At 71.1% G+C, this 23,456-nt stretch carries 21 protein-coding genes; 13 read left to right on the top strand and 8 right to left on the bottom strand.

Annotated features, from left to right (window positions below; genetic code table 11):
• Positions 1 to 2: 2 nt before the first annotated feature.
• Positions 3 to 371: a hydroxyphenylacetyl-CoA thioesterase PaaI gene (gene paaI, locus AB0K12_RS08490; protein WP_364557758.1), complete on the bottom strand. Its 369-nt coding sequence runs from the start codon at positions 369 to 371 to the stop codon at positions 3 to 5.
• Between the two features lie 191 nt (positions 372 to 562).
• On the opposite strand from paaI, the gene AB0K12_RS08485 reads away from it, so the two are divergent.
• Genes AB0K12_RS08485 through AB0K12_RS08475 form a run of 3 tightly spaced genes read left to right on the top strand, consistent with a single transcriptional unit; the run spans position 563 to position 4,495 of the window.
• Positions 563 to 1,510: an MBL fold metallo-hydrolase gene (locus AB0K12_RS08485; protein ID WP_364556893.1), complete on the top strand. Its 948-nt coding sequence runs from the start codon at positions 563 to 565 to the stop codon at positions 1,508 to 1,510.
• Entirely contained in the window at positions 1,507 to 3,045 is a 1,539-nt protein-coding gene (locus AB0K12_RS08480; protein ID WP_364556890.1) for an FAD-dependent monooxygenase, read from the top strand. Before AB0K12_RS08485 ends, AB0K12_RS08480 begins: the two co-directional genes overlap by 4 nt.
• 16 nt (positions 3,046 to 3,061) lie before the next feature.
• Positions 3,062 to 4,495, top strand: a complete 1,434-nt coding sequence (locus tag AB0K12_RS08475; protein WP_364556887.1) for a trehalose-6-phosphate synthase — start codon at positions 3,062 to 3,064, stop codon at positions 4,493 to 4,495.
• On the opposite strand, the gene AB0K12_RS08470 is transcribed toward AB0K12_RS08475, so the two are convergent.
• Positions 4,428 to 4,712 carry a DUF4235 domain-containing protein gene (locus AB0K12_RS08470; protein WP_364556884.1) on the bottom strand — a complete coding sequence of 95 codons (285 nt, stop codon included), beginning with the start codon at positions 4,710 to 4,712 and terminating at the stop codon, positions 4,428 to 4,430. The genes AB0K12_RS08475 and AB0K12_RS08470 overlap by 68 nt on opposite strands.
• 78 nt (positions 4,713 to 4,790) lie before the next feature.
• On the opposite strand from AB0K12_RS08470, the gene valS reads away from it, so the two are divergent.
• Positions 4,791 to 7,298, top strand: coding sequence for a valine--tRNA ligase (gene valS / locus AB0K12_RS08465; RefSeq protein ID WP_364556881.1), 2,508 nt, complete (start codon positions 4,791 to 4,793; stop codon positions 7,296 to 7,298).
• On the opposite strand, the gene AB0K12_RS08460 is transcribed toward valS, so the two are convergent.
• Complete coding sequence (locus AB0K12_RS08460) at positions 7,299 to 7,832, bottom strand: winged helix-turn-helix domain-containing protein (RefSeq protein ID WP_364556879.1); 534 nt, start codon at positions 7,830 to 7,832, stop codon at positions 7,299 to 7,301.
• Between the two features lie 93 nt (positions 7,833 to 7,925).
• Positions 7,926 to 10,088, bottom strand: coding sequence for a DUF6351 family protein (locus AB0K12_RS08455; RefSeq protein ID WP_364556876.1), 2,163 nt, complete (start codon positions 10,086 to 10,088; stop codon positions 7,926 to 7,928).
• A 394-nt stretch (positions 10,089 to 10,482) separates the two neighbouring features.
• Between AB0K12_RS08455 and AB0K12_RS08450 the strand changes: the two genes are divergently transcribed.
• From AB0K12_RS08450 to AB0K12_RS08425, 6 genes are all read left to right on the top strand, one after another.
• Positions 10,483 to 11,829, top strand: coding sequence for an AI-2E family transporter (locus AB0K12_RS08450; RefSeq protein WP_364556873.1), 1,347 nt, complete (start codon positions 10,483 to 10,485; stop codon positions 11,827 to 11,829).
• A gap of 93 nt (positions 11,830 to 11,922) precedes the next feature.
• Complete coding sequence (locus tag AB0K12_RS08445) at positions 11,923 to 12,477, top strand: PaaI family thioesterase (RefSeq protein WP_364556870.1); 555 nt, start codon at positions 11,923 to 11,925, stop codon at positions 12,475 to 12,477.
• On the top strand, positions 12,474 to 12,917 hold the full coding sequence (gene dut / locus AB0K12_RS08440; protein ID WP_364556867.1) for a dUTP diphosphatase: 444 nt from the start codon (positions 12,474 to 12,476) through the stop codon (positions 12,915 to 12,917). Before AB0K12_RS08445 ends, dut begins: the two co-directional genes overlap by 4 nt.
• A 93-nt stretch (positions 12,918 to 13,010) precedes the next feature.
• On the top strand, positions 13,011 to 13,646 hold the full coding sequence (locus AB0K12_RS08435) for a DUF3710 domain-containing protein (protein WP_364556864.1): 636 nt from the start codon (positions 13,011 to 13,013) through the stop codon (positions 13,644 to 13,646).
• A 28-nt stretch (positions 13,647 to 13,674) separates the two neighbouring features.
• The gene (locus tag AB0K12_RS08430) at positions 13,675 to 14,061 is read left to right on the top strand and encodes an OB-fold nucleic acid binding domain-containing protein (RefSeq protein ID WP_364556861.1); all 387 of its coding nucleotides are present in this window, start codon (positions 13,675 to 13,677) and stop codon (positions 14,059 to 14,061) included.
• Between the two features lie 4 nt (positions 14,062 to 14,065).
• Positions 14,066 to 14,737: a DUF3159 domain-containing protein gene (locus tag AB0K12_RS08425; protein WP_364556859.1), complete on the top strand. Its 672-nt coding sequence runs from the start codon at positions 14,066 to 14,068 to the stop codon at positions 14,735 to 14,737.
• 99 nt (positions 14,738 to 14,836) lie between these two features.
• Here the strand turns inward: AB0K12_RS08425 and AB0K12_RS08420 are convergent, their stop codons facing one another.
• A complete protein-coding gene (locus AB0K12_RS08420; protein ID WP_364556856.1) occupies positions 14,837 to 16,564 on the bottom strand; it encodes an HAD-IIB family hydrolase in 1,728 nt (575 codons plus the stop codon).
• Between the two features lie 118 nt (positions 16,565 to 16,682).
• Between AB0K12_RS08420 and AB0K12_RS08415 the strand changes: the two genes are divergently transcribed.
• The gene (locus AB0K12_RS08415; protein ID WP_364556853.1) at positions 16,683 to 16,916 is read left to right on the top strand and encodes a hypothetical protein; all 234 of its coding nucleotides are present in this window, start codon (positions 16,683 to 16,685) and stop codon (positions 16,914 to 16,916) included.
• Positions 16,917 to 16,929: 13 nt separating this feature from the next.
• Here the strand turns inward: AB0K12_RS08415 and AB0K12_RS08410 are convergent, their stop codons facing one another.
• Together AB0K12_RS08410 and AB0K12_RS08405 are read right to left on the bottom strand one after the other, a co-directional pair.
• Entirely contained in the window at positions 16,930 to 17,589 is a 660-nt protein-coding gene (locus AB0K12_RS08410; RefSeq protein ID WP_355413510.1) for a TrkA family potassium uptake protein, read from the bottom strand.
• On the bottom strand, positions 17,589 to 18,254 hold the full coding sequence (locus tag AB0K12_RS08405; RefSeq protein ID WP_364556849.1) for a TrkA family potassium uptake protein: 666 nt from the start codon (positions 18,252 to 18,254) through the stop codon (positions 17,589 to 17,591). The genes AB0K12_RS08410 and AB0K12_RS08405 overlap by 1 nt, the downstream gene beginning before the upstream one ends.
• A gap of 103 nt (positions 18,255 to 18,357) precedes the next feature.
• Here AB0K12_RS08405 and AB0K12_RS08400 point away from each other — a divergent pair, with 103 nt between their 5' ends.
• A complete protein-coding gene (locus AB0K12_RS08400) occupies positions 18,358 to 20,400 on the top strand; it encodes an APC family permease (protein ID WP_364556846.1) in 2,043 nt (680 codons plus the stop codon).
• Here the strand turns inward: AB0K12_RS08400 and AB0K12_RS08395 are convergent.
• Positions 20,397 to 22,022: an alpha/beta-hydrolase family protein gene (locus tag AB0K12_RS08395; protein WP_364556843.1), complete on the bottom strand. Its 1,626-nt coding sequence runs from the start codon at positions 22,020 to 22,022 to the stop codon at positions 20,397 to 20,399. The genes AB0K12_RS08400 and AB0K12_RS08395 overlap by 4 nt on opposite strands.
• A 65-nt stretch (positions 22,023 to 22,087) precedes the next feature.
• Between AB0K12_RS08395 and AB0K12_RS08390 the strand changes: the two genes are divergently transcribed.
• Positions 22,088 to 23,353: a class I SAM-dependent RNA methyltransferase gene (locus AB0K12_RS08390; RefSeq protein ID WP_364556840.1), complete on the top strand. Its 1,266-nt coding sequence runs from the start codon at positions 22,088 to 22,090 to the stop codon at positions 23,351 to 23,353.
• The last annotated feature ends 103 nt before the right edge of the window (positions 23,354 to 23,456 follow it).

Raw genomic sequence — 23,456 nt, 5'->3', positions numbered from 1 at the left:
TCTCACTTCAGCTCCCGGCTCCGGCCGCGGAACTCCGCGACCACCTGACCGTCGGGCCTGCGCACGGTGACGTCGTAGATGCCGCTGCGGCCGTAGCGGGTGCGCTCCTCCGCCTCGGCGATCAGCACGTCACCCGCGCGGGCGGGGGAGACGAACGTGATCTCCGCCCCCGCCGCCACCGTGACCGGCCCATGACTGTTGCACGCGCCCGCGAACGCGGTGTCGGCCAGCAGGAACACGTAACCGCCGTGGCACAGGCCGTGGCCGTTGACCATCCGCTCGGTCACGGTCATCCGGCACACCGCCCGGCCGTCGCCCAGCTCTACGGGCTCGATGCCGAGGGCGGCGGAGGCGGTGTCGGCGTCCATCATGCGACGCGCGCTCTCCACGAAGGTCTCCCTTGTCAACTGACCGAATGTTCGGTAAACCAATCACCGGCGGGACACGCCTGTCAAGAGCACGCCGCCGGGACTTCCGGCGCGCCGGTGGGAAGAGACTCCTAGGAGTGCGCGCACCGCCCCGGACCCCGGGACGGCGGCGCCCTGAGCGGGAGGAGACAGCGATGGCGAAGCCGTTCGCCTCGTCGGCGGACCTCGGCGAGAAGCGGCAGTCCCTGGAGATCCTGGCGGACGGCGTGTACGCGCTCACCGCCGAGGGCGACCCCAACGTGGGGGCCATCGAGGGCGAGGACTTCCTCGTCTGCTTCGAGGCCCTGGCCACGCCGGTGGCGGCCCGCCGGTGGCTGGCCCGGCTCCGCGAGCACACCGGCAAGCCGATCCGCTACCTCGTGCTGTCGCACTACCACGCGGTCAGGGTGCTGGGCGCGTCGGCGTTCGGCGCCGAGGTGATCGTCACCCACGAGAAGACCCGCGAGCTCATCGCCGAGCGCGGCGCACAGGACTGGGCCAGCGAGTACGCCAGGATGCCCCGCCTGTTCGAGGAGCCCGGCTCGATCCCCGGCCTGACCTGGCCGACCGCGACGTTCAGCGACCGGTTCACCATCGACCTGGGCGGCGGGCGCGGCGACCTCGTCCTGCAGTACTGCGGGCGCGGCCACACCGAGGGCGACCTGGTGGCCTGGCTGCCCGAGCAGCGCGTGCTGTTCGCCGGTGACCTCGTGGAGTCGCAGGCCGCCCTCTACACCGGCGACGCCTTCCACCGCGACTGGGTCTCGACGACGCTCGACCGGGTGGCCGCGCTCGGCGCGCGCACGCTGGTCGGTGGCAGGGGAGCGGTGGCCGAGGGCGAGGACGCCGTGGCGGCCGCCATCGGGCAGACCCGCGACTTCCTGACCGTCATGCTGCGCGAGGTCGGGGCCTCGGAGTCGGTCAAGGAGGCGTTCGAGCGCACACACCGCGCACTCGCCCCCCGCTACGGCTCCTGGCCCATCTTCGAGCACTGCCTGCCGTTCAACGTCTCCCGGCTGTGGGACGAGCTGCACGGCGTCGAGCGCCCGCACATATGGACCGCGGAACGCGACCGCCAGGTCTGGGACGAACTTCAATCATGAGCGCCGGGCCGCAGGTCATCGTCATAGGCGCGGGGCCGGTCGGGCAGAGCGCCGCGCTGTTGCTGGCCCGGTGGGGCGTTCAGGTGCTGGTGCTCGACCAGCGGCCAGGCCGGGGGTCCGGCGGATCGAAGTCGATCTGCCAGCAGCGCGACGTGCTCGACATCTGGGCCGCCGCCGGCGCCGGGCAGGTGGCCGAGGAGGGGCTGGCCTGGACCACCGCCCGCACCTACTACCGCGACCGCGAGCTGCTGTCGTGGACGTTCGAGCGCGAGGGGCCGCTGCCGCCGTGCGTGAACATCTCCCAGACCCGCACCGAGCAGATACTCGACGCGGCCATCGCCGCCCAGCCGCTCATCGAGGTGCGCTGGGAGCACGAGGTCACCGGCCTGACCCAGGACGACTCCGGCGTCACCGTGCACTGCGGGCAGCGGCGGCTGCGGGCGCCGTACGTGCTGGTCTGCGCGGGGGCGCGGGCGCAGGCGATCCGGGCGGCGCTCGGGGTGACGTTCACCGGGGAGACGTTCGACGACCAGTTCCTGATCTGCGACATCAAGGCCGACCTGCCGGGCTGGGAGAACGAGCGCCGCTTCTACTTCGACCCCGTGTGGAACCCGGGGCGGCAGGTGCTCATCCACCCGTGTCCCGGGGGCACGTACCGGATCGACTGGCAGATCGCGCCCGACTTCATCCCCACCGACGCCGACATCGCGCGCAAGATCCGGCAGGTCATCGGGGAGCGCCCGTACGAGCTGCTGTGGCACAGCACCTACCGCTTCCACGCGCGCCTGGCCTCGCGGATGCGGGTCGGGCGGGTGCTGCTGGCCGGCGACTGCGCTCATCTGGTGGCGCCGTTCGGGGCGCGCGGGCTCAACTCGGGGGTGCCGGACGCCGAGAACGCGGCGTGGAAGCTCGCCTTCGTGCTCAACGGGTGGGCGGGGGAGGGGCTGCTGGAGTCGTACCACGTGGAGCGGCACGCGGCGGCGGTGGAGAACCTGGAGGTGACCGGCGCCACCATGCGCTTCCTCGTGCCGCGCACGGTGGAGGAGCGCATGCGGCGGCGGGCCGTGCTGGAGGGCGGGCGGGTGGACGAGGTCGACTCGGGGCGTTTCGCCGAGCCCTTCTGGTACGTCGGCTCGCCCCTGACCACGCCCGAGCCCTCGCGTCCCTTCGCCGGCCGGCCGCCGAAGGGCGCGGTGTGCCCGCCGTCACCCGGCGTGATCCTGCCGGACGTGGCCGTGCCGGGCGGCCGGTTGCGCGATATTACACGAGACGGATTTCTCGTGCTATTGGGTGATATGTGCGATTCGAGTTTGTTTGTGCAGGTCTTGGGCAAGGTCATTACGGCGCCGCTCGCCGTTCGCGGGCTCGCGGAGATCGATGGGACTGGCTCGCTCGCTGAGAGGCTCGGCGCCGGGCCGGATGAGGCATGGCTCATCAGGCCCGACTCCCACATCGCCGCGATCCTCCCTCACGCGGGCCCGGAGTCGGTGGCGGCCGCCGTTGGCCGCGCGCTCGGCGGCTTTCCTGACATATGACCCATAGGAGGACTGCGTGACTGGCCGTAGCTCGTTCTTGATCGTCGCGAACCGATTGCCGGTGGACCGCACGATCGAACCCGACGGAACGGCCTCGTGGCGCAGGAGTCCTGGCGGGCTCGTCACCGCGATAGCCCCGGTGATGCAGCGCCGCCACGGAGCCTGGGCCGGCTGGCACGGGGCGCCCGACGAGAAGCTGGAGCCGTTCGAGCAGGACGGGATGAACCTCATCCCCGTCCCGCTGTCCGCCCGCGAGGTGGAGCTCTACTACGAGGGCTTCTCCAACGCCACCTTGTGGCCGCTCTACCACGACGTCGTGGCCACGCCCGTCTTCGACAGGGAGATGTGGGAGGCCTACCAGGTCGTCAACCAGCGCTTCGCCGAGGCCGCCGCGGAGGCGGCCGAAGAGGGCGCGGTCGTGTGGGTGCAGGACTACCAGCTCCAGCTCGTGCCCGCCATGCTGCGCCGCCTGCGTCCCGACCTGCGCATCGGGTTCTTCCTGCACATCCCCTTCCCGCCGACCGAGCTGTTCTGGCGCCTGCCGTGGCGCAAGGACCTCGTAGAAGGGCTGCTCGGTGCCGACCTGGTGGGCTTCCAGCTGCCCGGCGGCGCCTCGAACTTCCGCCGGCTGTGCCGCCGGCTGCTCGGGCTGCCGTACAAGGGGAACGAGATCTTCCTCGACGACCGGATCGTCACCACGCAGGCCTTCCCGATCTCGGTGGACTTCGCGCAGCTCGACGCGCTCGTCCGCGAGCCGCACATCGTGGCCAGGGCCAAGGAGATCAGGATCGAGCTGGGCGAGCCCGAGCACGTGCTGCTCGGCGTGGACCGGCTCGACTACACCAAGGGCATCGGGCAGCGCCTCGAAGGCTTCGGCGAGCTGCTCAAGGACGGTCGGCTGCGGCCGGGCGAGGCGGTGTTCGTGCAGATCGCGACGCCCAGCAGGGAGCGCGTGGACGAGTACCGCAGGCTGCGCGACGACATCGAGCTCCAGGTCGGGCGGATCAACGGCGAGCACGCCCAGCTCGGCTACCAGCCCATCTGGTATTTCCACCAGTCGTACAACCACGAGGAGCTGGCGGCCCTCTATCTCGCCGCCGACGTCATGGTCGTCACGCCCCTGCGCGACGGGATGAACCTGGTGGCCAAGGAGTACATCTCCTGCCACCACGACCTGCAGGGCGCGCTGGTGCTGAGCGAGTTCACCGGGGCGGCCGACGAGCTGCGGCAGTCGTACCTGGTGAACCCGTACGACGTGGAGGACATCAAGCGGCAGTTGCTGAACGCGATGCGGGCCACGCCGCACGAGCTGGCCCGGCGGATGCGGACGATGCGCCGCCGGGTCGCCACCTACGACGTGGACCGCTGGGCCAACGAGTTCCTCACTGCCCTGGAGTCACCTGCTTCAGCGACTTCCACGCGTCGTAGCGCTTCTTGGCGGTCCGGTTGACCACGATCTGCGCCACCGACATGCCCACCCCCATGACGACGGCGTAGCCGATCGCCTCGCCGAGGCTCACCTCAGGCGACTCGGTGTCGATGGGCGGCTCCTTGCCGGTCGCTTTCGTCCAGGCGAAACCCAGCACCTTGCGGGCCGCCCACGCCGTCACCAGACCCACGAGTCCGCCGATGACCCGCCAGGCGATATCTGGCTTCTCCTCCGCCATGTCGATCTCCCTTCCCCTTTGTAACGAACACTAGTCTCTACCGCTTGCCGGGCCTGCGAAGCCGTACCATAAGGAGGCATGACTCAACAGCGACTACGCCGTCCCTCCATGCCCCAAAAGCCGACTCTCGACGGCTTGGAGCAGGTATGGGTAGCTCGCTGGGAAGAAGAGGGCACCTACCGCTTCGACCGGTCCGCGGCGCGTGAGCAGATCTACTCCATCGACACGCCGCCCCCCACCGTGTCGGGCTCGCTGCACATCGGCCACATCTTCTCCTACACCCACACCGACATCATGGCGCGCTACCAGCGCATGCTCGGCAAGTCGGTGTTCTACCCCCTCGGCTGGGACGACAACGGACTGCCCACCGAGCGCCGCGTGCAGAACGTCTACGGCGTGCGCTGCGACCCCTCGCTGCCCTACGACCCCGGCTTCGTGCCCCCGGAGAAGCCCGGCAAGCGCGACATCTCCATTTCGCGGCGCAACTTCGTGGAGCTGTGCCACAAGCTCACCGCCATCGACGAGCAGGCGTTCGAGGAGGTGTGGAAGCGCATCGGCCTGTCGGTCGACTGGTCGCTGCTCTACACCACCATCAGCGACGAGGCGCGGGCGGTCTCGCAGCGGGCGTTCCTGCGCAACCTGCTGCGCGGCGAGGCCTACCTCGCCGAGGCCCCGACCCTGTGGGACGTCACGTTCCGCACCGCGGTCGCCCAGGCCGAGCTGGAGGACAGGGAGTGGCCCGGCGCCTTCCACACCATCTCCTTCTACGGCGAGAAGGGCCCGGTCACCATCGAGACCACCAGGCCCGAGCTGATCCCCGCCTGCGTGGCGCTGGTCGCCCACCCCGACGACGAGCGCTACAAGGACCTGTTCGGCACCTCCGTGCTGACGCCGCTCTTCGGCGTCGAGGTGCCGGTGCTGGCCCACCGCCTGGCCGAGCCCGACAAGGGCACCGGCATCGCGATGATCTGTACGTTCGGCGACATCACCGACGTCACCTGGTGGCGCGAGCTGCACCTGCCCACCAGGCCGGTCATCGGCTGGGACGGCCGGCTGCTGCCCGAGCCGCCCGAGGGCGTGGAGGCGGAGCCGTACAAGGAGCTGGCCGGCAAGACTATCCACAGCGCCCGCGAGCGAATCGTGGAGATGCTGCGCGAGTCCGGCGACCTCGAGGGCGAGCCCAAGCCGATCAAGCGCCCGGTGAAGTTCTACGAGCGCGGCGACAAGCCCCTCGAGATCGTCACCACCCGCCAGTGGTACATCCGCAACGGCGGCCGCGACGAGGAGCTGCGGCAGCGGCTGCTCGCCCGCGGGCGCGAGCTCACCTGGCATCCGCCGCACATGCGGGTGCGCTACGACAACTGGGTCGAGGGGCTCACCAGCGACTGGCTGATCTCCCGCCAGCGCTTCTTCGGCGTGCCCTTCCCGGTGTGGTATCCGATCGACGAGTCGGGGCAGCCCGTCCACGACGCGCCGATCCTGCCCACCGAGGACATGCTGCCCGTCGACCCGTCGTCCGACGTGCCGCCCGGCTACACCGAGGAGCAGCGCGGCGTGCCCGGCGGGTTCATGGCCGACCCCGACGTCATGGACACCTGGGCCACCTCGTCGCTCACCCCGCAGATCGCCGGCCGCTGGGGCAGCGACGACGACCTGTTCAAGCGGGTCTTCCCCGCCGACCTGCGGCCGCAGGCCCACGAGATCATCCGCACCTGGCTGTTCTCGACCGTGGTGCGCTCGCACTACGAGTTCGGCGAGCTGCCCTGGAGCGACGTCGCCATCTCGGGGTGGATCCTCGACCCCGACCGCAAGAAGATGTCCAAGTCCAAGGGCAACGTCGTCACCCCGCTCGACCTGCTGGACAAGCACGGCTCCGACGCGGTGCGCTACTGGGCGGCCAACGGCCGCTACGGCGTCGACACCGCCTTCGACCCCGGGCAGCTCAAGATCGGGCGGCGGCTGGCCATCAAGATCCTCAACGCCTCCAAGTTCGTGCTCGGGCTGGCCGAGAGCGACGGCGAGGTGATCGAGCCGCTCGACCTGTCGATGCTGGCGGCGCTGGCCGACACCGTGCGCGAGGCCACCGAGGCGTTCGACGCCTACGACCACACCAGGGCCATCGAGGTCGTCGAGCGCTTCTTCTGGGCGTTCTGCGACGACTACCTGGAGCTGGTCAAGGCACGGGCGTACGAGTCCGGCCCCGCCGCCGCGTCGGCGCACGCGGCGCTGCGGCAGGCGCTCGACGTGCTGCTGCGGATGTTCGCGCCGTTCCTGCCCTTCGTCACGGAAGAGGTGTGGTCGTGGTGGCGCGACGGCTCCGTGCACCGCACCTCCTGGCCCGCCGCCGAGCGCGGCACCGGCGACCCGGCGGTGCTGGCCGTCGCCTCCGACGTGCTCACGCAGGTGCGCAAGGCCAAGTCGGAGGCCAAGCTGTCGATGCGGGCCGAGGTGTCGCGGCTGAGCGTGTGGACGCCCGACGCCGGGCTGCTCGCGCAGGCGTCCGACGACGTGTGCGCGGCGGGCAACGTGGAGGAGTTCGTGCTGGAGTCCGGTGAGCAGCTCAAGGTCGAGGTGGACCTGATCTGATCACTCGGGCTCCTCGAGCGGGTCCCTGGTGACGTCCCGGTGGACGGCGAGGAAGACCGAGTAGGCCGCGCCGTCCGCCGGTGGCCGGCGGTCGCGGAAGTCGTCGATCACCTCGCGCAGCCGCCGCCACAGCTCCTCGCGGCCCTCTTCCGTCAGCCTGACCCCGAGCCTGGCGAACTCGCCGTCCGCGACGTCGACCAGCCGCACCTCCTCAAGGAACGCGCCGAGCATGGCCGCGTTGGCGCCGGTCACGCCGCTCTCGCGGACGTCCATCTCCCACGTCTTGCCGGTGGTGCGGTAGGGGATCTCCGTCGAGCCGCGCGGGCCCGGCCTGCGCGGCTCGGCGGCCAGGAAACCCGTTTCGACGAGCTTGCGTACGTGGTGCAGCGTGGTGGCGGGGTTCGCGCCCAGCCGGCCCGCGATCTCCTTGTTGGTCAGCGCCTGGTCGAGGCAGAGCCGCAGGATGCGCAGGCGGGCGGCCGAGGCCAGGGCGCGGGCCTCCGGCTCGGTGGCGGGGCGGCGTTGGGTGCCCATGGCAGGCCACTCTATTGCCACCCCTCCGTCCGCCACCGCCCACCAAGCCCCGCACCCGCCCCGGACCCTGCCCCCCTGGCCCCTGCGTCGCCCTTAGCGGTAGTCGCACACGCCCGTGGGGAAGATCTGCTTCAGCCTGGCGCGCTGGCCGGGGGTGGGGCGCCAGGAGCCGTACAGGCCCTTGGCGATCGCCCGGTCGACCGGCTGGAGGCGGCACTTGTAGACGCCGCCCTCGATCGGGCCGCCCGCCACCGTGCGGGAGGTGCCATAGAGGGGGAAGCGCTCGGTGCACGCCCCAGGGGCGCGGCGGTCCAGAATGCCGTCCCACACGTGCGGGCCTGCGGCGATCTCGGTGCCGTCGGTGGCGAAGCAGCGGTCCACGGCCTGGGGCGGCTTGTTCCTGATCACGCCGCGCGCCGGATATTTCCGGATGTTGGCCATCCACGCGTCGATCACCTTGAGCGCCTCGGGCGTCTGGTCGAACTCGGGCCCGTTCGGACGCGCATCCGTGAACCAGATGACCTGATTGCCCGCCTGCCCGTCGTGGTCCAGCATCCGCTTCCTGGAGGCGAACGACTGGTGCGCGTTGTGCATGTCCAGCTCCTCCTCCAGGTAGTGCCGCCAGTCGATCACCGGGATGTCGATGTCCCCGTCGAACACCAGCCCGCTGCGCAGCACGTTCCTGATCGCCACCGGGTCGCCGGTCCGGCGCGGCGCGGGATCGCCCTGGTGGGCGTTACGGGCGCTCCACGGATCGAGGTCGGCCGGGCAGGCCGAGGGCACGAACGGGCAGCCCTCCTGCACCATGTCCGCCGCCTCCTTCCACGAGCCCGCCTGCGCGTTGAGGTCAAGGAACTCCTCCGGCGTCAGCACGCCGTCGGTGAGCGCCTTGAGGCCGTACTGGACGCCCACGTTGTCCCAGGTCGAGCGGGCGTAGCCGGTCTCGTCCACGCCGTACACCTTGCGCAGGTCGTCCCAGTGCGTCCACTGGACGGTGTCCTTGACGCCCGGCGGGTCCATGCGCTGCCACTCGGCGTCGTTGTTGGACGTCCACAGCGGGTTCATGGTGAGCGGGGTCAGGCCGCGCCAGCCGTTCACGCACTCGTCGGAGCCGGGCCGCCCGGTGTACGGGTTCGCGACGGTGTCGCTCGCGTTCATGCCGATCAGCGCCGTGCGGTCGTCCCACCTGGCCCAGCGCGGATGCCGGTCCATGTAGCGTTCGAGCAGCTCGCAGTCGCCCACGTGGATGGTCTGGGTGACCATGTCCGGATAGGAATACTGCGGGATGGCGGCGTCGATCACCCTCGTCCCGTGGTTCTGGCCGTAGATGTACTGCTGGATCGCGCCGCCCGACGCGCCCACGCCCACCGTGTAGAGCGGCGGGCCGTACCGCTCGATGAACCGCTCCTTGACCATCAGGGCCGTCTCGCCGCCCAGGATCAGGTTGTAGTGGGTGCTGGTGCGGGTGCCGGACGAGTACATGATCGCGTAGCCCTGGCCGAGCTGATGCGCGTCGAGCGCGCCGCCGCCGATCGTCCCCTGGTCGTGGCCGATCGCCACGCCGCCGTCGAACCGGTAGACGGCGCGGCCGGTGTAGCCGTCCTCCAGCATCGCGATCGAGTAGAGGAAGCGGTTGATGACGCCGCGCTCGCGGCGTACCACGAAGTCGACCGTCCGGCCGTCGGGCAGGGTGGTGGTCGCCATGTCGGCGGGCCGTTCCGCGGGCATCGGCTTGTACGTGCCGTCCGTCGAGCGGTAGAGGCGGTCGTTCACCGCCGGGGCGAAGCAGTCCTTGCTCCAGCCGCCCTCCACCCGCATGCCCTGGCCGTCCTGGTTGTCGGGCTTCGGGGGGCCGAGGCCGCTGCGTTCCGTCTTGCACAGGAACGGGTACTGGTGCTCGCCCGAGAAGATCGGCCCCTGGATGGGGTGGTTGCGTAATTTGATGCTCTTCCTGTGCCGGCCGGCGACCGCCGTGATCGTGTTCTCGCCGGCTCGCAGGCCCGTCACGAGACCCGTCACGGGCCCCGTACGCCCCCTGCCGCTGCGCTCGAACGCCTCCGTGACGTCCTCGCCGTTCCGCAGCACCCGGGCCTTGACGTCTCCGTCCACCCTGATCAGCGCATCACCTCCGCTGACCTGATCCGGCCGGCTGGACAGCACCTCCAGGGACAGCGGCACACGGGAGGCGGACGCGGGCGCGACGGGCGCGGCGACCAGACAGGACGCCGCCATGACGAGGATCACCGGAGCCTTCATGGTCACGACGGTGACACGATCACCGCCCCTTGCACAGACCCGATGTCGCCGATGTGAGGGGACGGCATCGCGTGAGGGTGTGCGCCGACGTGAGGCCGTCGGCGCTGAGGGGCTGCGCCGGGGAACCGCCCTGACGGACCCCGCCACCGTGCGTGCGGCCTGCCCACTGTGCGCGTCGTCCGCCGCCGGGCGTGCGGCCTGCCCACTGTGCGCGTCGTCCGCCACCGGGCGTGGGGCCCGCCACTGTGCGCGTCGTCTGCCGCCGTGCGCGTCGTCCGCCGCCGTCGGGGATCGCCGGGACCGCTGGATCGCTTCGCCGGATTACGCTGACAGCGGTCGTGGTCGCGCCGATATCCGCGCGCGTGACGGGCCCGGACATGCCAGTCTTGAACACGTGCTGTCCGACCGCCCAACCAAGCTCGTGCCGCCCGTGCTGGCCAGGATGGCCGCATGGTCCGGTTGCCTGATCCTCGTCGGCGTGGTCGTCTACTTCATCGTCCAGGTCATCGCCCGCCTCGCGTTCGTGGCGCTGCCCGTGGCGATCGCGCTCCTGCTGACCGCGCTGCTGTTCCCGCTCACCAAGAGCCTGCGGAGCGCCGGCATGCGGCCCATCTACGCCACCTGGATCACCATGCTGGTGGCGCTGGCCGTGCTCGTCGGCACGGGATGGCTGGTCGGGGCGCGGGCCAGCGAAGAGTTCCCCGGTCTCGTCAGCCAGGTGCAGGAGACCGCGAGGACCGTCCAGGAGTGGCTGATCACCGGGCCGCTCCACCTCGAAGAGGCGCAGATCACCGACTACGTCGACGAGATCGCCGCCATGGTCAACGAGCAGCGCACCGCCATCACCGGCACCGTGCTGTCGGCCGGCGCGGTCGCCGTCGAGGTGCTCGCGTCCATCGTGCTGCTGCTGTTCGTGACGTTCTTCCTGCTCAAAGACGGTGACCGCATCTGGATGTGGTTCCTCAAGGCGTTCGGCGGGGTGGCGCCCAGGGTCGACCGGGCCGGGCGGGCCGCCTGGACCACGCTCTCCCACTACGTCCAGGGCACCGTGGCGGTGGCCGCCGTCCACGGGCTCATCATGGGCATCGTGCTGGCCGGCATGGGCGTGCCGCTGTGGGCGCCGCTGGCCGTGCTCATCTTCTTCGCCAGCTTCATCCCCATCGTCGGCATCTTCTTCGCCGGCACCGTCGCCACCCTGGTCACGCTGGGCGCCAAGGGGCTCGTCTACGCGCTGATCTTCCTCGGCATCCTCATCGTGGAGCAGCAGCTCGAAAACCACGTCCTGCAGCCGCTGATCGTGGGCCGGGCGCTGCACTTCCACCCGCTGGCGATCATCCTCGTCCTGTCCGTGGGCGGCGTCCTGGCCGGCATCGCCGGCGCCGCAGTGGCGGTCCCCGTGGCAGCCGTCATCTACCGCGCACTGCCAGAGCTCCGCCACAAGCCCCCAGAGCTCCCCCCAGGCCACGACGAGCCACCTTCACCCGCCCCACCGCCACCCCCACCCACCGACGACACGACGGACACCCCCGGCCACGGCAACGGCGGAGGCCGCCGGAGCGACGGAGGCGACCGTCGCGGCGACGGCGGCGAGGGCGACAGCCGCCGTGACAGCGGCGCTCGCGGTCCCCGTGTCGCTGGTGACAGCGGCGTTCGCGGTTCCGGTGTCGCTGGTGACGTCGGCGGTATGGCGGGCGGTGACGTGTCCAGGGCCGATACGGAGGCCGCTCCTTCACGCCCATGATCCACCGGTGTGCGGGGCGGGTGATACGGCAGTGGGGCGGGTGGGGTTCGGGTGGGATTCGGGTGTGGGTGGCACGGAGTAACCTCGTCACCCGTGACGCGTTCCTCCCTCACCACGCCGCCTCCCAACGCCGGACCGCCCGAGGCGGTGCCGGGTGCGCCCGCGCCGGGCACCGTTCTGTCGTCCCACTACGGTCAGTGCTTCGGGTGCGGGACCGAGCACCCTACGGGGTTGCATCTCAAGGCCAGGACGCCCGACGGCACGACGGTCGAGGCCGAGTTCACCGTGGGGGAGGCGCACCAGGGGGCGCCGAAGCTGGCGCACGGCGGGGTGCTGGCGACCGCGATGGACGAGGTCATCGGTATGTCCGTATACCTGTTCCGCAAGCCATATGTGACGGGACGGCTGGAGACCGACTACCTCCTCCCCGTTCCCGTGGGCACGACACTCCACCTGCGTGCCTGGTGCAACGGCATCGCGGGCAGGAAGGCGTACCTTGAGGCTGAGGGGCGCATCGGCGCCCCGGACGGACCGGTCGCCGTCCGCGCGGCAGCGCTGTTCATCGAGGTGAACATGGAACACTTCGCCAAGCACGGCGATCTGGCCGCCATCGAGATCGAACATCCGGATTACGAGGTGAATCCTTGAGCAACACAGTAGAGGTCCTCATCCAGCGGCTCGACGCGGAACTGCCGATGCCGTCATACGCGCACGCGGGTGACGCCGGCGCCGACCTCTACGCGGTCGAGGACGTCGAGTTGCAGCCCGGCGAGCGGGCCGTGGTCGGCACGGGCGTGGCGATCGCGCTGCCCGACGGCTACGCGGCGTTCGTCCATCCGCGCTCCGGCCTGGCGGCCAAGTACGGGGTCACGCTGGTCAACGCGCCCGGCACGGTCGACGCCGGCTACCGGGGCGAGATCAGGGTGACGCTGATCAACACCGACGCCAAGGAGCCGTTCCGGCTGAGCCGGGGCGACCGGGTGGCGCAGCTCGTCGTGCAGCGCGTGGAACGGGCGGCCTTCTACGAGGTGGAGCGCCTGCCGGGGTCCGTACGCGGTGCGAACGGGTTCGGCTCCACGGGGCGCTGACCGGTGCAGATCTAGCGGGCCCGAGGCAGGGGGTCCGCGTGAGACGGACGTACAACGGGCCGATGGGCCCGACGAGCAGGGAGAGTGAGGAACGTGTTCCGACGTCGTCGTCGTGAGCAGCCGGATCAGGCGGCCGAGCAGGAGGCTGCGGTGCCGATGCGGGAGTCCGGCCCGTGGGACGCCGACGAGCCCCACCCGGACAACGACCGTATCGACCTGGGCGGCCTGCGGTTGCCGCACAACCCCGACTTCGACGTGCGGCTGGCCTCCGTGGGGGACCAGCACGTCGGCGTGGTCGTCCTGTATGACGAGAGCTCGCTGCAGTTGCAGGCCCTGGCCGCGCCGCGTAGCTCGGGCCTGTGGGACGAGGTGCGGACCAAGCTGGCGAGCCAGGCGGGGGTGCTGCACGAGCAGGAGGGGCCGTTCGGCACGGAGCTGAGCGGCGAGATGCGGCTCGACGGTGACAGCAGGCCGGCCCGCTACATCGGCATCGACGGGCCCCGCTGGTTCCTGCTCGCGGTCATCTCGGGCAAGGCGGCCGTCGACGACGCGACGGCGGCCGCGTACCACGACTTCATCAAGGATGTCGTGGTCGTGCGGGGTGACGAGCCGATGGCGCGCGAGGAGCCGATCCCGCTGCGCCGGCCCAACGAGCCGGGCGGCGACGCGGGCGAAGGGCCGCGGTTCAACCCGTTCAGGCGAGGACCGGAGATCAGCGAGATTCGCTGAGGGCTGACATCACATAGGCTGAGGCATCATGAATACGGCAGAGCCCCCGAAACGTGGGGGATTGCGCGGGTTCTTCAGCCGGCTGGCCTCCCCCCAGTCAGAAATCGAGGCCCGCGAGCTGCGGGAGGACGCCGACGAGGTCGGCGCCACCCCCATCGTCTCGTGTGGCGGCCGCCGCCGCTTCTGCGTGGCAGGTACGCTACGTACGGTGACACTGCGTCCGAGGGGCGGTGCTCCCGCTCTCGAGGCCGAGCTCTACGACGGGTCCGACGTCATCGACCTGGTCTGGCTCGGCCGCCGCAGGATCGCGGGCATCGAGCCGGGCCGCACGGTCAAGGCCGAGGGCCTGGTGAGCCTGCAGGACGGGCGCAAAGTGATGTTCAATCCGCGTTACGAGCTGCGCCCAGGGAGTTGATCAGGTGAGTGCCGAGGCGGAAGAGGTCGCCCACGACACGGTCGAAGCGGCGGTGCGAGCCCAGCTCGCGAAGGCGTTCGGCGGGGTCAGAGGCATCATCGAGGCGGCGGTGCCGACGGTCGCGTTCACGATGACGTGGATCCTCAGCGAGGATCTCAAGCTGTCGCTCATCATCAGCATCTCGCTGTCGGTGGTGCTGCTGCTGGTGCGCGTGCTGCAGCGGTCGACGCCGCAGTTCGTGATCAACAGCTTGATCGGCATCGCGATCGGGGCGTTCTTCGCCAGCCGTACGGGCGACGCGAAGGATTACTTCCTGCCCGGCATCCTCTACAACGCCGGCTACGCGGTGGCGATGCTGATCTCGATCGTCGCCCGGTGGCCGGTCGTCGGATTCCTGATCGGCTCGGTCACGGGTGACCCGACGGGCTGGCACAAGGATCCCGGCATCGTGCGGCTGTGCACGCGGCTGACCTGGCTGCTCATGCTGCCGTGCGCGGTCAGGGTGGCCGTGCAGGGGCCCGTCTACCTGTTCGGCGGCGGTGACGAGGCGGTCGCCGCGCTCGGCTTCGCCAAGATCGTCATGGGCTGGCCGTTGCAGGTGGCGGCGCTGGCGGCCATGCTCTGGGTGCTCGGCCGCGGCCGCACCCCGGTCAAGCCCCCCGTAGCCCCCGCCTGACCTGCCCGAGCGCCCCGGCGACAGGCCCTCACGCCTGTTGTGGCCGAGGTCCCTCAGAAGAGGTGGGGCGGTCGTCGTGGCCGGGGTCTCAGGGAGAGGTCAGCGGTCGTCGTGGTCCGGGTCGAAGGCGGTGGGTTCGGCGGGGAGCGTGTAGCGGGCGCCGATGAGGTCGGCCACGCGCCGCCGCGTCGAGTCCGCGTCGGCCGCCTCGTCGCGTTCCAGCGCCGCCACCTCGTCGGCCAGCTCGGCGTCGCCGAGGCAGTCGCGGATCCACGTCGAGTAGTCGCCCCGCCGCAGGTGGTGCAGCCACGTGTCGTGATCCAGGCCCTCGGCCAGCTCCACGAACGTGTGCAGGTTCCTGGCCCGCAGCCGCATCCGCTGCTCGGGCCCGGTGAAGTAGAAGCTCTTGTCCTTCGACATGGTCCCGGCCGCGTACTTGCGCCGGTGCCGGGTACGTTCCTGCCGGGCGGGGGCCAGCGTGAGCCGGCGGCCTGACTCGGTGCCGTCGAGCCACAGCGCGATGTCGCCGGGCCCGTCGGGCAGCTCGGGCGCATCGAGGCCACGGGCGGTGGCGAACGCGGCGAGCGTGCTCTCCGGCTCCTTGCCGACCGCGATGGTGCCGTTGACCAGGCTCAGCGCGGCCGGGCTGAGCGCGTCGGGATGCACGGTGATCATCAGCACCGAGCCGAGGTCACCGGGATGCTGCAGCGGCACCTGACGGACCTCGGCGGGCATCAGGTGGTGGGCCTCGTCGAGCACGAGCCAGTGCGGATGCCCGAGCTTGGCGCGCAGGCCGGTGAGCCGGGGCAGCAGCTCCGCGAAGTACGCCGGCCGGTCGCGCAGCTGCAGCCCGATGAGGTTGATGACGACGCTGTGCCCGGGCTGCTCCAGCACGTGGGCGACCTCGTCCACGGAGGGCACCCGGTCGGGGTCGCCGAGCACGGTCACGCCGGGATACTCGGCGTAGTCACCCTCGGGGTCCACGATGACGCACTGGTAGCCGTCGCCGACGAGCCGTTCGAGCAGCGCGGTGGTGACCGTGGACTTGCCGCTGCCGGACGGCCCGGCGACCAGCAGGCCCAGCCCGTACGTCGGCAGCCGCACCTCGGCCCCTTCGTCGTGGCCGAGCAGGACGTGATGCCGGACGAGCTCCAGCCCGTCGAGCTCGCCCGCCATCAGTTTCCCGGCCAGCTCGGTCACCCCGCGCCCGGCCGGGCCGTCGAGCGGCAGGTCGCAGGCGTCCCTGAGGGCGGGCAGCGCGTCGGCCACGGCGGCCCCGCACTCGGCGGCTTGCAGGAACGCGTGGTCGTTCTCACCGTCGCCGACTGCGACCACGCTGTGCCGCGACAGGCCGAGCCGGTCGAGCGCCGCGCAGAGGCCGCTGGCCTTGTTGACGCCGGGCGGCAGCACCATGACCGCGCCCTTGTTGTAGATGACCTGCAGCTCCAGGCCCAGCTCGCGGATGGTCTCCAGGACCTGCACGTCGTGCGGCTCGCGGGTGGCGACCAGCACCTGGCCGACGCCGAGCGGGCTGACGCCCACGTCCCTGAGCCGCTGCGCCAGCTCGGGCGGCGGGGGCGTGGCCAGGGCGTCGCAGGTGCGCTGGTGCGGGTCGTACAGCAGCCCGCCGTTCTCGGCCACGATCAGGTCGAACAGGGCGGGGTGCGGGAAGACCGACAGCAGGTCGTCCAGCTCGCGGCCGGTGACCAGCAGCAGTTTGATCCCGGCCTTGGACAGGCGTTCGAGGGCCGCGATGGTGGCCTCCGCCACCTGGCCGCCCGAGGCGAGGGTCTCGTCGTAGTCGGTGGCCAGCACGTTGTAGCGCATGGCCGGGCACCTACCCGCTCAGGAGTAAAGATCTCCGGGCCGAACGCTGAATCACTCGATCCACACGCAGGGGTACAAGGCTGGCGAACGATCACCTCTCACATCTCGGGGGACCGCCATGTACAGAAGCGTCATCGCCGCCGTCACCATGACCGCCGCCGCGCTGCTCCTCGCACCCACGCCCGCCATCGCGGACGACTTCTGGGGGCCGAGCCACGTGTGCGGGAAGGAGGTGACCGACGTGCTCAGGCTGAAGCCGCTCACGATCTGGACCACCGACGGCGGCTGCGCGAAGGTGGACTTCCGCCGTCACCATCACCACCACAAGCACAAGCACTTCGGCCTGTTCTGAGCCGCGGACCTCGCTAGTGCTGCGACAGGAGGTGGGCGAGCTCCTGCTCCACCTCCTGGCTGGCGACGAACAGCAGCTCGTCGCCAGCCTCCAGCGGGTCGTCGGCGGTCGGCACCAGGACGCGGCCCTCGCGCAGGATCGCCACCAGCGCGGAGTCGACCGGCCACGGCACCGAGCCCGCCCGCTGCCCCACCACCGGCGCGTCCTCGGCGAGGGTGAGCTCGACCAGGTTGGCCTGCCCCTGGCGGAACGTCATCAGCCTGACCAGGTCGCCGACGCTCACCGCCTCCTCCACCAGCGCGCTGAGCAGGCGCGGCGTCGAGACGGCCACGTCGACGCCCCACGACTCGTTGAACAGCCACTCGTTGTTGGGATGGTTGATGCGGGCGACCACCCGCGGCACCCCGTACTCGGTCTTGGCCAGCAGCGACACCACGAGGTTGACCTTGTCGTCACCGGTCGAGGCCACCACGACGTGGCAGTTGTTGAGCCCGGCCTCGTCGAGCGAGGCGATCTCGCAGGCGTCGGCGAGCAGCCATTCGGCCCGCGGGACGCTGTCGATCTTGATGGCGTGGGGGTCGCTGTCGATGAGCAGCACCTCGTGGCCGTTCTCCAGCAGCTCGGCCGCGATGGAGCGGCCCACGGCACCGGCGCCGGCGATGGCGACGCGCATCACTCGTCCTCTTCCGGTGCCGCGGCGAGCACCTTGTTGATCCGGTCCATGTCGGTCTCGGCGGCGATCACGTGGAGCACGTCGCCCTCCTGGACCACGGTGTCGTGGGTGATGGTGACGGCCTCGCCCATGCGGTTGACGAAGGCGGCGCGGGTGTGGGCGCGTTCTTCGAGGTCGGTGACGCGGGTGCCGATCCAGGCGGGGTTGACGGTGACCTCGGCGAGGACGACGGTGCCGGTCGGGTCGCGCCACAGCGGCTCGGCGCCCTCGGGCAGGATGCGGCGCATGATCTGGTCGGCGGTCCAGCGCACGGTGGCCACCGTGGGGATGCCCAGCCGCTGGTAGACCTCGGCCCTGCGGGGGTCGTAGATGCGGGCCACGACGTTGTCGACGCCGAACGTCTCGCGGGCGACGCGCGCGGAGATGATGTTGGAGTTGTCGCCGCTGGAGACCGCGACGTAGGCGGCGGCCGACTCGATGCCGGCGTCGATGAGCACGCCCCGGTCGAAGCCGACACCGGTCACCCGGCGCCCGCGGAACCCGGCGCGCAGCCGGCGGAAGGCCTGCGGATCCCGGTCGATGATGGCGACGGAATGCCCGCTGTCCTCGAGGATGTGCGCGAGGGTCGATCCGACCCGGCCACACCCCATGATCACTATATGCATTTCCCCCCGCATCTGACGCGGTCGGCCGGTTGCTCGACACCAGTATGGCCCTCGGGGGGAGCGCCTCGGGCCGGGCCTCGGCGTGCGACTAGCATCTCGTTACGTGGCGAAGGTAACGGATCTTGTCAAACGCTTGCTCGTGGGGCGCGCCCTTCGAAGCGGGCAGCTCCACGAGCAACTCCTCCCGAAACGGATCGCGCTACCCGTTTTCGCGAGCGACGCGCTCTCATCGGTCGCGTACGCACCCCAGGAGATTCTCGTCATCCTCTCCCTGGCGGGGGTCTCGTTCTATTCCTACAGCCCCTGGGTGGCCGCCGCCGTCGTGGTCGTGATGCTCACGGTCGTGGCGTCGTACCGGCAGAACGTGCACGCCTACCCCAGCGGCGGCGGCGACTACGAGGTCGCCACCACCAACCTCGGCAAGAACGCCGGGCTCACCGTGGCCAGCGCCCTCATGGTCGACTACGTGCTGACCGTCGCGGTGTCCGTCGCCAACGGCGTCGACTACGTCGGCGCGACCATCCCGTTCGTGGGCCAGCACAAGCCGGCCGTCGCCATCGCCATCGTCGTCCTGCTCACCGTGGTCAACCTGCGCGGCATCCGCGAGTCGGGCGCCGCCTTCGCCATCCCCACGTACGCCTTCATGATCGCCGTCCTGGGCCTGATCCTGTGGGGCGGGTTCCGTACGCTGCTGCTGCACGAGCACCTCCAGGCCCCGAGCGCGCACTTCACGATCCAGCCGGAGCAGACGAACCTCACCGCCTTCGCCGCCGCGTTCCTCGTGCTGCGCGCCTTCTCCACCGGGTGCGCGGCGCTGACCGGGGTCGAGGCGATCAGCAACGGCGTGCCCGCCTTCCGCAAGCCCAAGAGCAAGAACGCGGCCACCACGCTGCTGCTGATGGGAACGGTCGCGATCACCATGTTCGGCGGCATCATCGCGCTCGGCCTGGCCTCGGGGGTCAAGGTGGCCGAGCCGTCGGTCGTGGCCGAAGACCTGCTCAAGCCTGACGGCACCCCGGTCGGCCCCGGCTACTACCAGCAGCCGATCATCTCCCAGGTGGCCGACGCGGTGTTCGGCGGCGGGTCGCTGCCGTTCGTGGTGATCTCGGCGGTGACGGCGCTGATCCTGTTCCTCGCGGCCAACACGGCGTTCAACGGCTTTCCCGTGCTCGGCTCGATCCTCGCCCAGGACCGCTACCTGCCGCGCCAGCTGCACACCCGCGGCGACCGGCTGGCCTTCTCCAACGGCATCATCATCCTGGCGCTGGGCGCCTGCCTGCTGCTTTGGGGGTTCCAGGCCGACGTCAGCCGGCTGCTGAACCTCTACATCGTCGGCGTCTTCGTCTCGTTCACGCTGAGCCAGACCGGCATGGTCATCCACTGGACCCGCCACCTGAAGACCGAGACCGACCTGCGGGTCCGTCACCAGATGCACCGCAGCCGTGTGATCAACTTCGTCGGCGCGGTGATGACCGGGCTGGTGCTGATCGTGGTGCTGCTGACGAAGTTCCTGGTCGGGGCCTGGATCGTGGTGATCGCGATGCCGGTGCTCTTCCTCATGATGAAGGGCATCAGGCGCCACTACGACAAGGTCGCGGCCGAGCTGGAGCTCACCGAGGACTACGAGCCGTCCATGCTGCCCGCGCGCAACCACTCGATCGTGCTCGTCTCCAAGATCCACAAGCCGACGATGCGCGCCATCGCGTACGCCCGCGCCACCCGCCCCTCCACGCTGGAGGCCGTCACGGTCGGCGTCGAGGGCGAGGAGGCCCGCAAGCTGCAGGAGGAGTGGGAGCGGCGGGGCATCCCGGTGCCGCTGAAGATGCTCGACTCGCCGTACCGCGAGATCACTCAGCCCGTCCTCGACTACGTCAAGACGCTGCGCCGCCGCTCGCCCCGCGACGTGGTGACGGTCTTCATCCCCGAGTACGTCGTCGGCCACTGGTGGGAGCACCTGCTGCACAACCAGAGCGCGCTGCGGCTGAAGGCCCGCCTGCTGTTCAAGCCGGGCGTCATGGTGACCAGCGTGCCCTGGCAGCTGCACTCCTCCGACCGGCTCATCGGCAGGCCGGAGCCGTTCGCGCCGGGCGCGGTGCGCCGCCCCTGGCACGAGACTGCCGGTCGCCAGGACAGGAACCCCCGCTAGTTGAGCAGCGCCCGCAGCCGCAGGGTGTCGCCGGCGTCCCAGCCGGGCGGCGGCGCGACGGCGGCCCAGCCGTCCGCGATGTTCGCGCCGTAGCGGTGGCCGTGACCGGCCGGCACGTCGAGCGCGGCCGTCATGTCCACCAGCACCTGCCAGAACGTCACCAGCGGGAACCAGTTCATCTCCGGGTTGACGCCCGGCCCCCGCTCGCCCTCCAGCCAGGCGGGCCGGTCGTAGATCAGCTCAGGCGACCACCACACGACGGGATCGGTGGTGTTCTGCAGGTAGACCACGCGCGGGTGGGGCCACGGGGCCGGAGGCTCGGACAGGTCGCCGGGCTCCTGGGCGAACCTGGCCGTCTCGCCGTCGTCGTAGACCGGCCGCCACACGGGGCTGCCGCGCTCGCGGCCGGTGGTCAGGCGCCGCCAGATGGGGTTGGCGTTGGGCGGGCCCACGAACATCGCGCCGTCCGCCTTCGCGGCCAGCTCGTCGAGGTCGCGGACGCTCTCCTCCATCTGGTACGACCCCAGGCTCTCGCCCGACAGCACCAGCTTCGGCCGCTTCGCGGCGGGCAGCCGCGCCCACCGCTCGCGTACGGCGTCGAACAGGGCCCGCCCCGCGGCCGCCGCCTTGTCCCTGTCGACCATGAACGACACCCAGCTCGGCAGGTACGAGTACTGCATCGCGACCAGCGCGGACTGCCCGTTGTACATGTACTCCAGAGCGTCGGCGATGTGCGGATCGACCCACCCGGTGCCGGTGGTGCCCAGCACGGCCAGCACCCGGCGGCCGAACGCGCCGGTCCGCTCCAGCTCGCGCACCGCGAGGGCGGCCTGCTGCCGCGGTGACGAGGCGCCGTCGAGGCCGACGTACACCCTGATGGGCTGGGCGGCGGGCCGGCCGGAGAAGGCGGTCAGCCGGGCCGGCGTGGTGGCCGTGGCGGTGAAGCGGCGCCCCTCGCGGCCCAGCGACTCCCAGGAGACGAGCGAGCCTGGGCCGCCCGACACGTACGCCGAGGCGGCCCTGCGCACGCCGGGATGGGTGCCCTCGTTCGCGACGGAGGAGATGTCGCTGATCCGCGCCACGAACCCGTTGAACAGCACGTCGTTGGCGAACACCGTGACCACGAGCGCGATGACGGACGCGCCCACCACGTGGCCCACGTAGGCGGGGACGTAGCGGTCGAGCCAGGCGTTGAGCCTGCGCCCGGCCAGGCGGATCAGCCGGGCCAGCAGCAGGCACAGGCAGAACAGCGCGACCGCGACGGCCAGGATCACCGGCGGGAACCAGGTGATGCGGGTGTCCATGCCCATGAGCGCCCGCAGGTCGCGCTGCCAGTCGTAGCTGTACCAGAGGGCCACGGCCGCCAGCGCGGCGCAGCCGCCCAGCATGACCCGCCAGCTGATCCGCCGCGCCCGCTCAGGAAAACGGAAGCGGATGACCGAGCGGCCGAGCGCGCCCAGCGAGGCGCCCACGGCGTAGCCGAGTATGCCGGTGACCGCGCCCATCACGCCCTGGTAGAGCCAGGGGCGGGGCAGCAGCGACGGGGTCAGCGAGGCGCACGCGAACAGCGTGGCCAGCAGAGTGCCGCCGAAGCCGAGCCTCCGCCGTACCACTCTGTCCATGACCACCTACAGTAGGCGACCGAGCGGGACGGGAGCCCTCCGGGCCTGGGCATAGGCTGTTCCCTGTGGAACAGGCAACTCTCGAGCTGACGGTAGGTCCGGTCGCGCACGGCGGCTGGTGTGTGGCGCGCCACGAAGGGCGCGTCGTGTTCGTACGCCACGCGCTGCCGGGCGAGCGGGTGATCGCCGCCGTCACCGAGGAGACGGCCAGGTTCCTGCGGGCCGACGCCGTCGAGGTCCTCGACGCCTCGCCCGACCGGGTCGTGCCGCCCTGCCCCTATGCCGGTCCTGGCCGGTGCGGCGGCTGCGACTGGCAGCACGCCACCCTGGAGGCGCAGCGGCGGCTCAAGGCCCAGGTGGTGGCCGAGCAGCTGCGCCGGCTGGCGGGCATCGAGCGCGAGGTCGTCGTCGAGGAGGTGCCGGGCGCCAAAGACGGCCTGGGGTGGCGCACGCGCGTGCAGTTCGCCGCCACCGCGGCGGGCGAGCTGGGCTTCCGCAAGCACCGTTCCCACGACATCCAGGTCGTCGACGCCTGCCTGATCGCCCACCCCGAGGTGGAGGCCGTGGGCGCGCAGGACCACGAGTGGCCGGGCGCCGCCGGGGTCGAGGTCATCGCCTCCTCGGGCGGCGAGCGGGCCGTCGTGGTCGCGCCCAGGCCGCGGCGTAGCGTGCCCGTGCCCGCGCTCGACGCGCCCGCTTCGATCCTGCTCGACCAGGGCAAGGGCCGCACGGTGCCGCGCCGCGGCTCTGGGGTGCTGCACGAGCAGGTGGGCGACCGCGAGTTCCGGGTGGCGGGCAGCGGCTTCTGGCAGGTGCATCCGGGGGCGGCCGAGACGCTGCTCGACGCGGTGCTCGCCTACGCCGCCCCCGAGCCGGGGGAGTGGGCGCTCGACCTCTACTGCGGGGTCGGGCTGTTCGCGGCCGGGCTGGCCGAGGCGGTGGGCCCCGAGGGCGCGGTGTTCGGGCTGGAGTCAGAGGCGGCCGCCGTCCGCGACGCTCGCGCCAACCTGCGCGACCTGCCGCAGGCGCGGGTCGAGCGCGGCCGGGTGGAGGAGGCGCTCGACCGCTTCCAGATCGAGCGGGCCGACGTCGTGGTGGTGGACCCGCCGCGCGCCGGGCTCGGCCGCGAGGTGGTCGACCGGGTCAGCGCGCTCGAGCCCCTGCGCATCGTCTACGTCTCCTGCGACCCCGCCACTCTCGCCCGCGACCTCGCCTGGTTCCGCGACCACGGCTACCCCCTCGCCGACCTGCGCGCTTTCGACGCCTTCCCGATGACCCACCACGTGGAGTGCGTGGCGCTGCTGGTGCGCGAGGGCAAATCTCCGTCATGAGACACCTGAACCCGCGCTGAGGGGGCAGGTGCCCCCGGCATGAGGTTCGGGAACTGGGACGTGCGACCGCTGGGCGGCTGGATGGGCTGCCTGGCGATGATCG

This window comes from Nonomuraea sp. NPDC049419 (assembly GCF_040676995.1).
GTDB classification, from domain to species: Bacteria; Actinomycetota; Actinomycetes; order Streptosporangiales; family Streptosporangiaceae; genus Nonomuraea; species Nonomuraea salmonea.
Note: the sequence above shows the minus strand (reverse complement) of the source record. Positions and strands in the feature narration are given on the sequence as shown.

Bases quoted from the DNA above. Each gene is read 5' to 3' on its own strand.
- paaI (WP_364557758.1), bottom strand. From the start codon at position 371: ATGATGGACGCCGACACCGCCTCCGCCGCCCTCGGCATCGAGCCCGTA.
- AB0K12_RS08485 (WP_364556893.1), top strand. From the start codon at position 563: ATGGCGAAGCCGTTCGCCTCGTCGGCGGACCTCGGCGAGAAGCGGCAG.
- AB0K12_RS08480 (WP_364556890.1), top strand. From the start codon at position 1,507: ATGAGCGCCGGGCCGCAGGTCATCGTCATAGGCGCGGGGCCGGTCGGG.
- AB0K12_RS08470 (WP_364556884.1), bottom strand. From the start codon at position 4,712: ATGGCGGAGGAGAAGCCAGATATCGCCTGGCGGGTCATCGGCGGACTC.
- valS (WP_364556881.1), top strand. From the start codon at position 4,791: ATGACTCAACAGCGACTACGCCGTCCCTCCATGCCCCAAAAGCCGACT.
- AB0K12_RS08460 (WP_364556879.1), bottom strand. From the start codon at position 7,832: ATGGGCACCCAACGCCGCCCCGCCACCGAGCCGGAGGCCCGCGCCCTG.
- AB0K12_RS08455 (WP_364556876.1), bottom strand. From the start codon at position 10,088: ATGAAGGCTCCGGTGATCCTCGTCATGGCGGCGTCCTGTCTGGTCGCC.
- AB0K12_RS08430 (WP_364556861.1), top strand. From the start codon at position 13,675: ATGAATACGGCAGAGCCCCCGAAACGTGGGGGATTGCGCGGGTTCTTC.
- AB0K12_RS08420 (WP_364556856.1), bottom strand. From the start codon at position 16,564: ATGCGCTACAACGTGCTGGCCACCGACTACGACGAGACCCTCGCCTCG.
- AB0K12_RS08415 (WP_364556853.1), top strand. From the start codon at position 16,683: ATGTACAGAAGCGTCATCGCCGCCGTCACCATGACCGCCGCCGCGCTG.
- AB0K12_RS08410 (WP_355413510.1), bottom strand. From the start codon at position 17,589: ATGCGCGTCGCCATCGCCGGCGCCGGTGCCGTGGGCCGCTCCATCGCG.
- AB0K12_RS08405 (WP_364556849.1), bottom strand. From the start codon at position 18,254: ATGCATATAGTGATCATGGGGTGTGGCCGGGTCGGATCGACCCTCGCG.
- AB0K12_RS08395 (WP_364556843.1), bottom strand. From the start codon at position 22,022: ATGGACAGAGTGGTACGGCGGAGGCTCGGCTTCGGCGGCACTCTGCTG.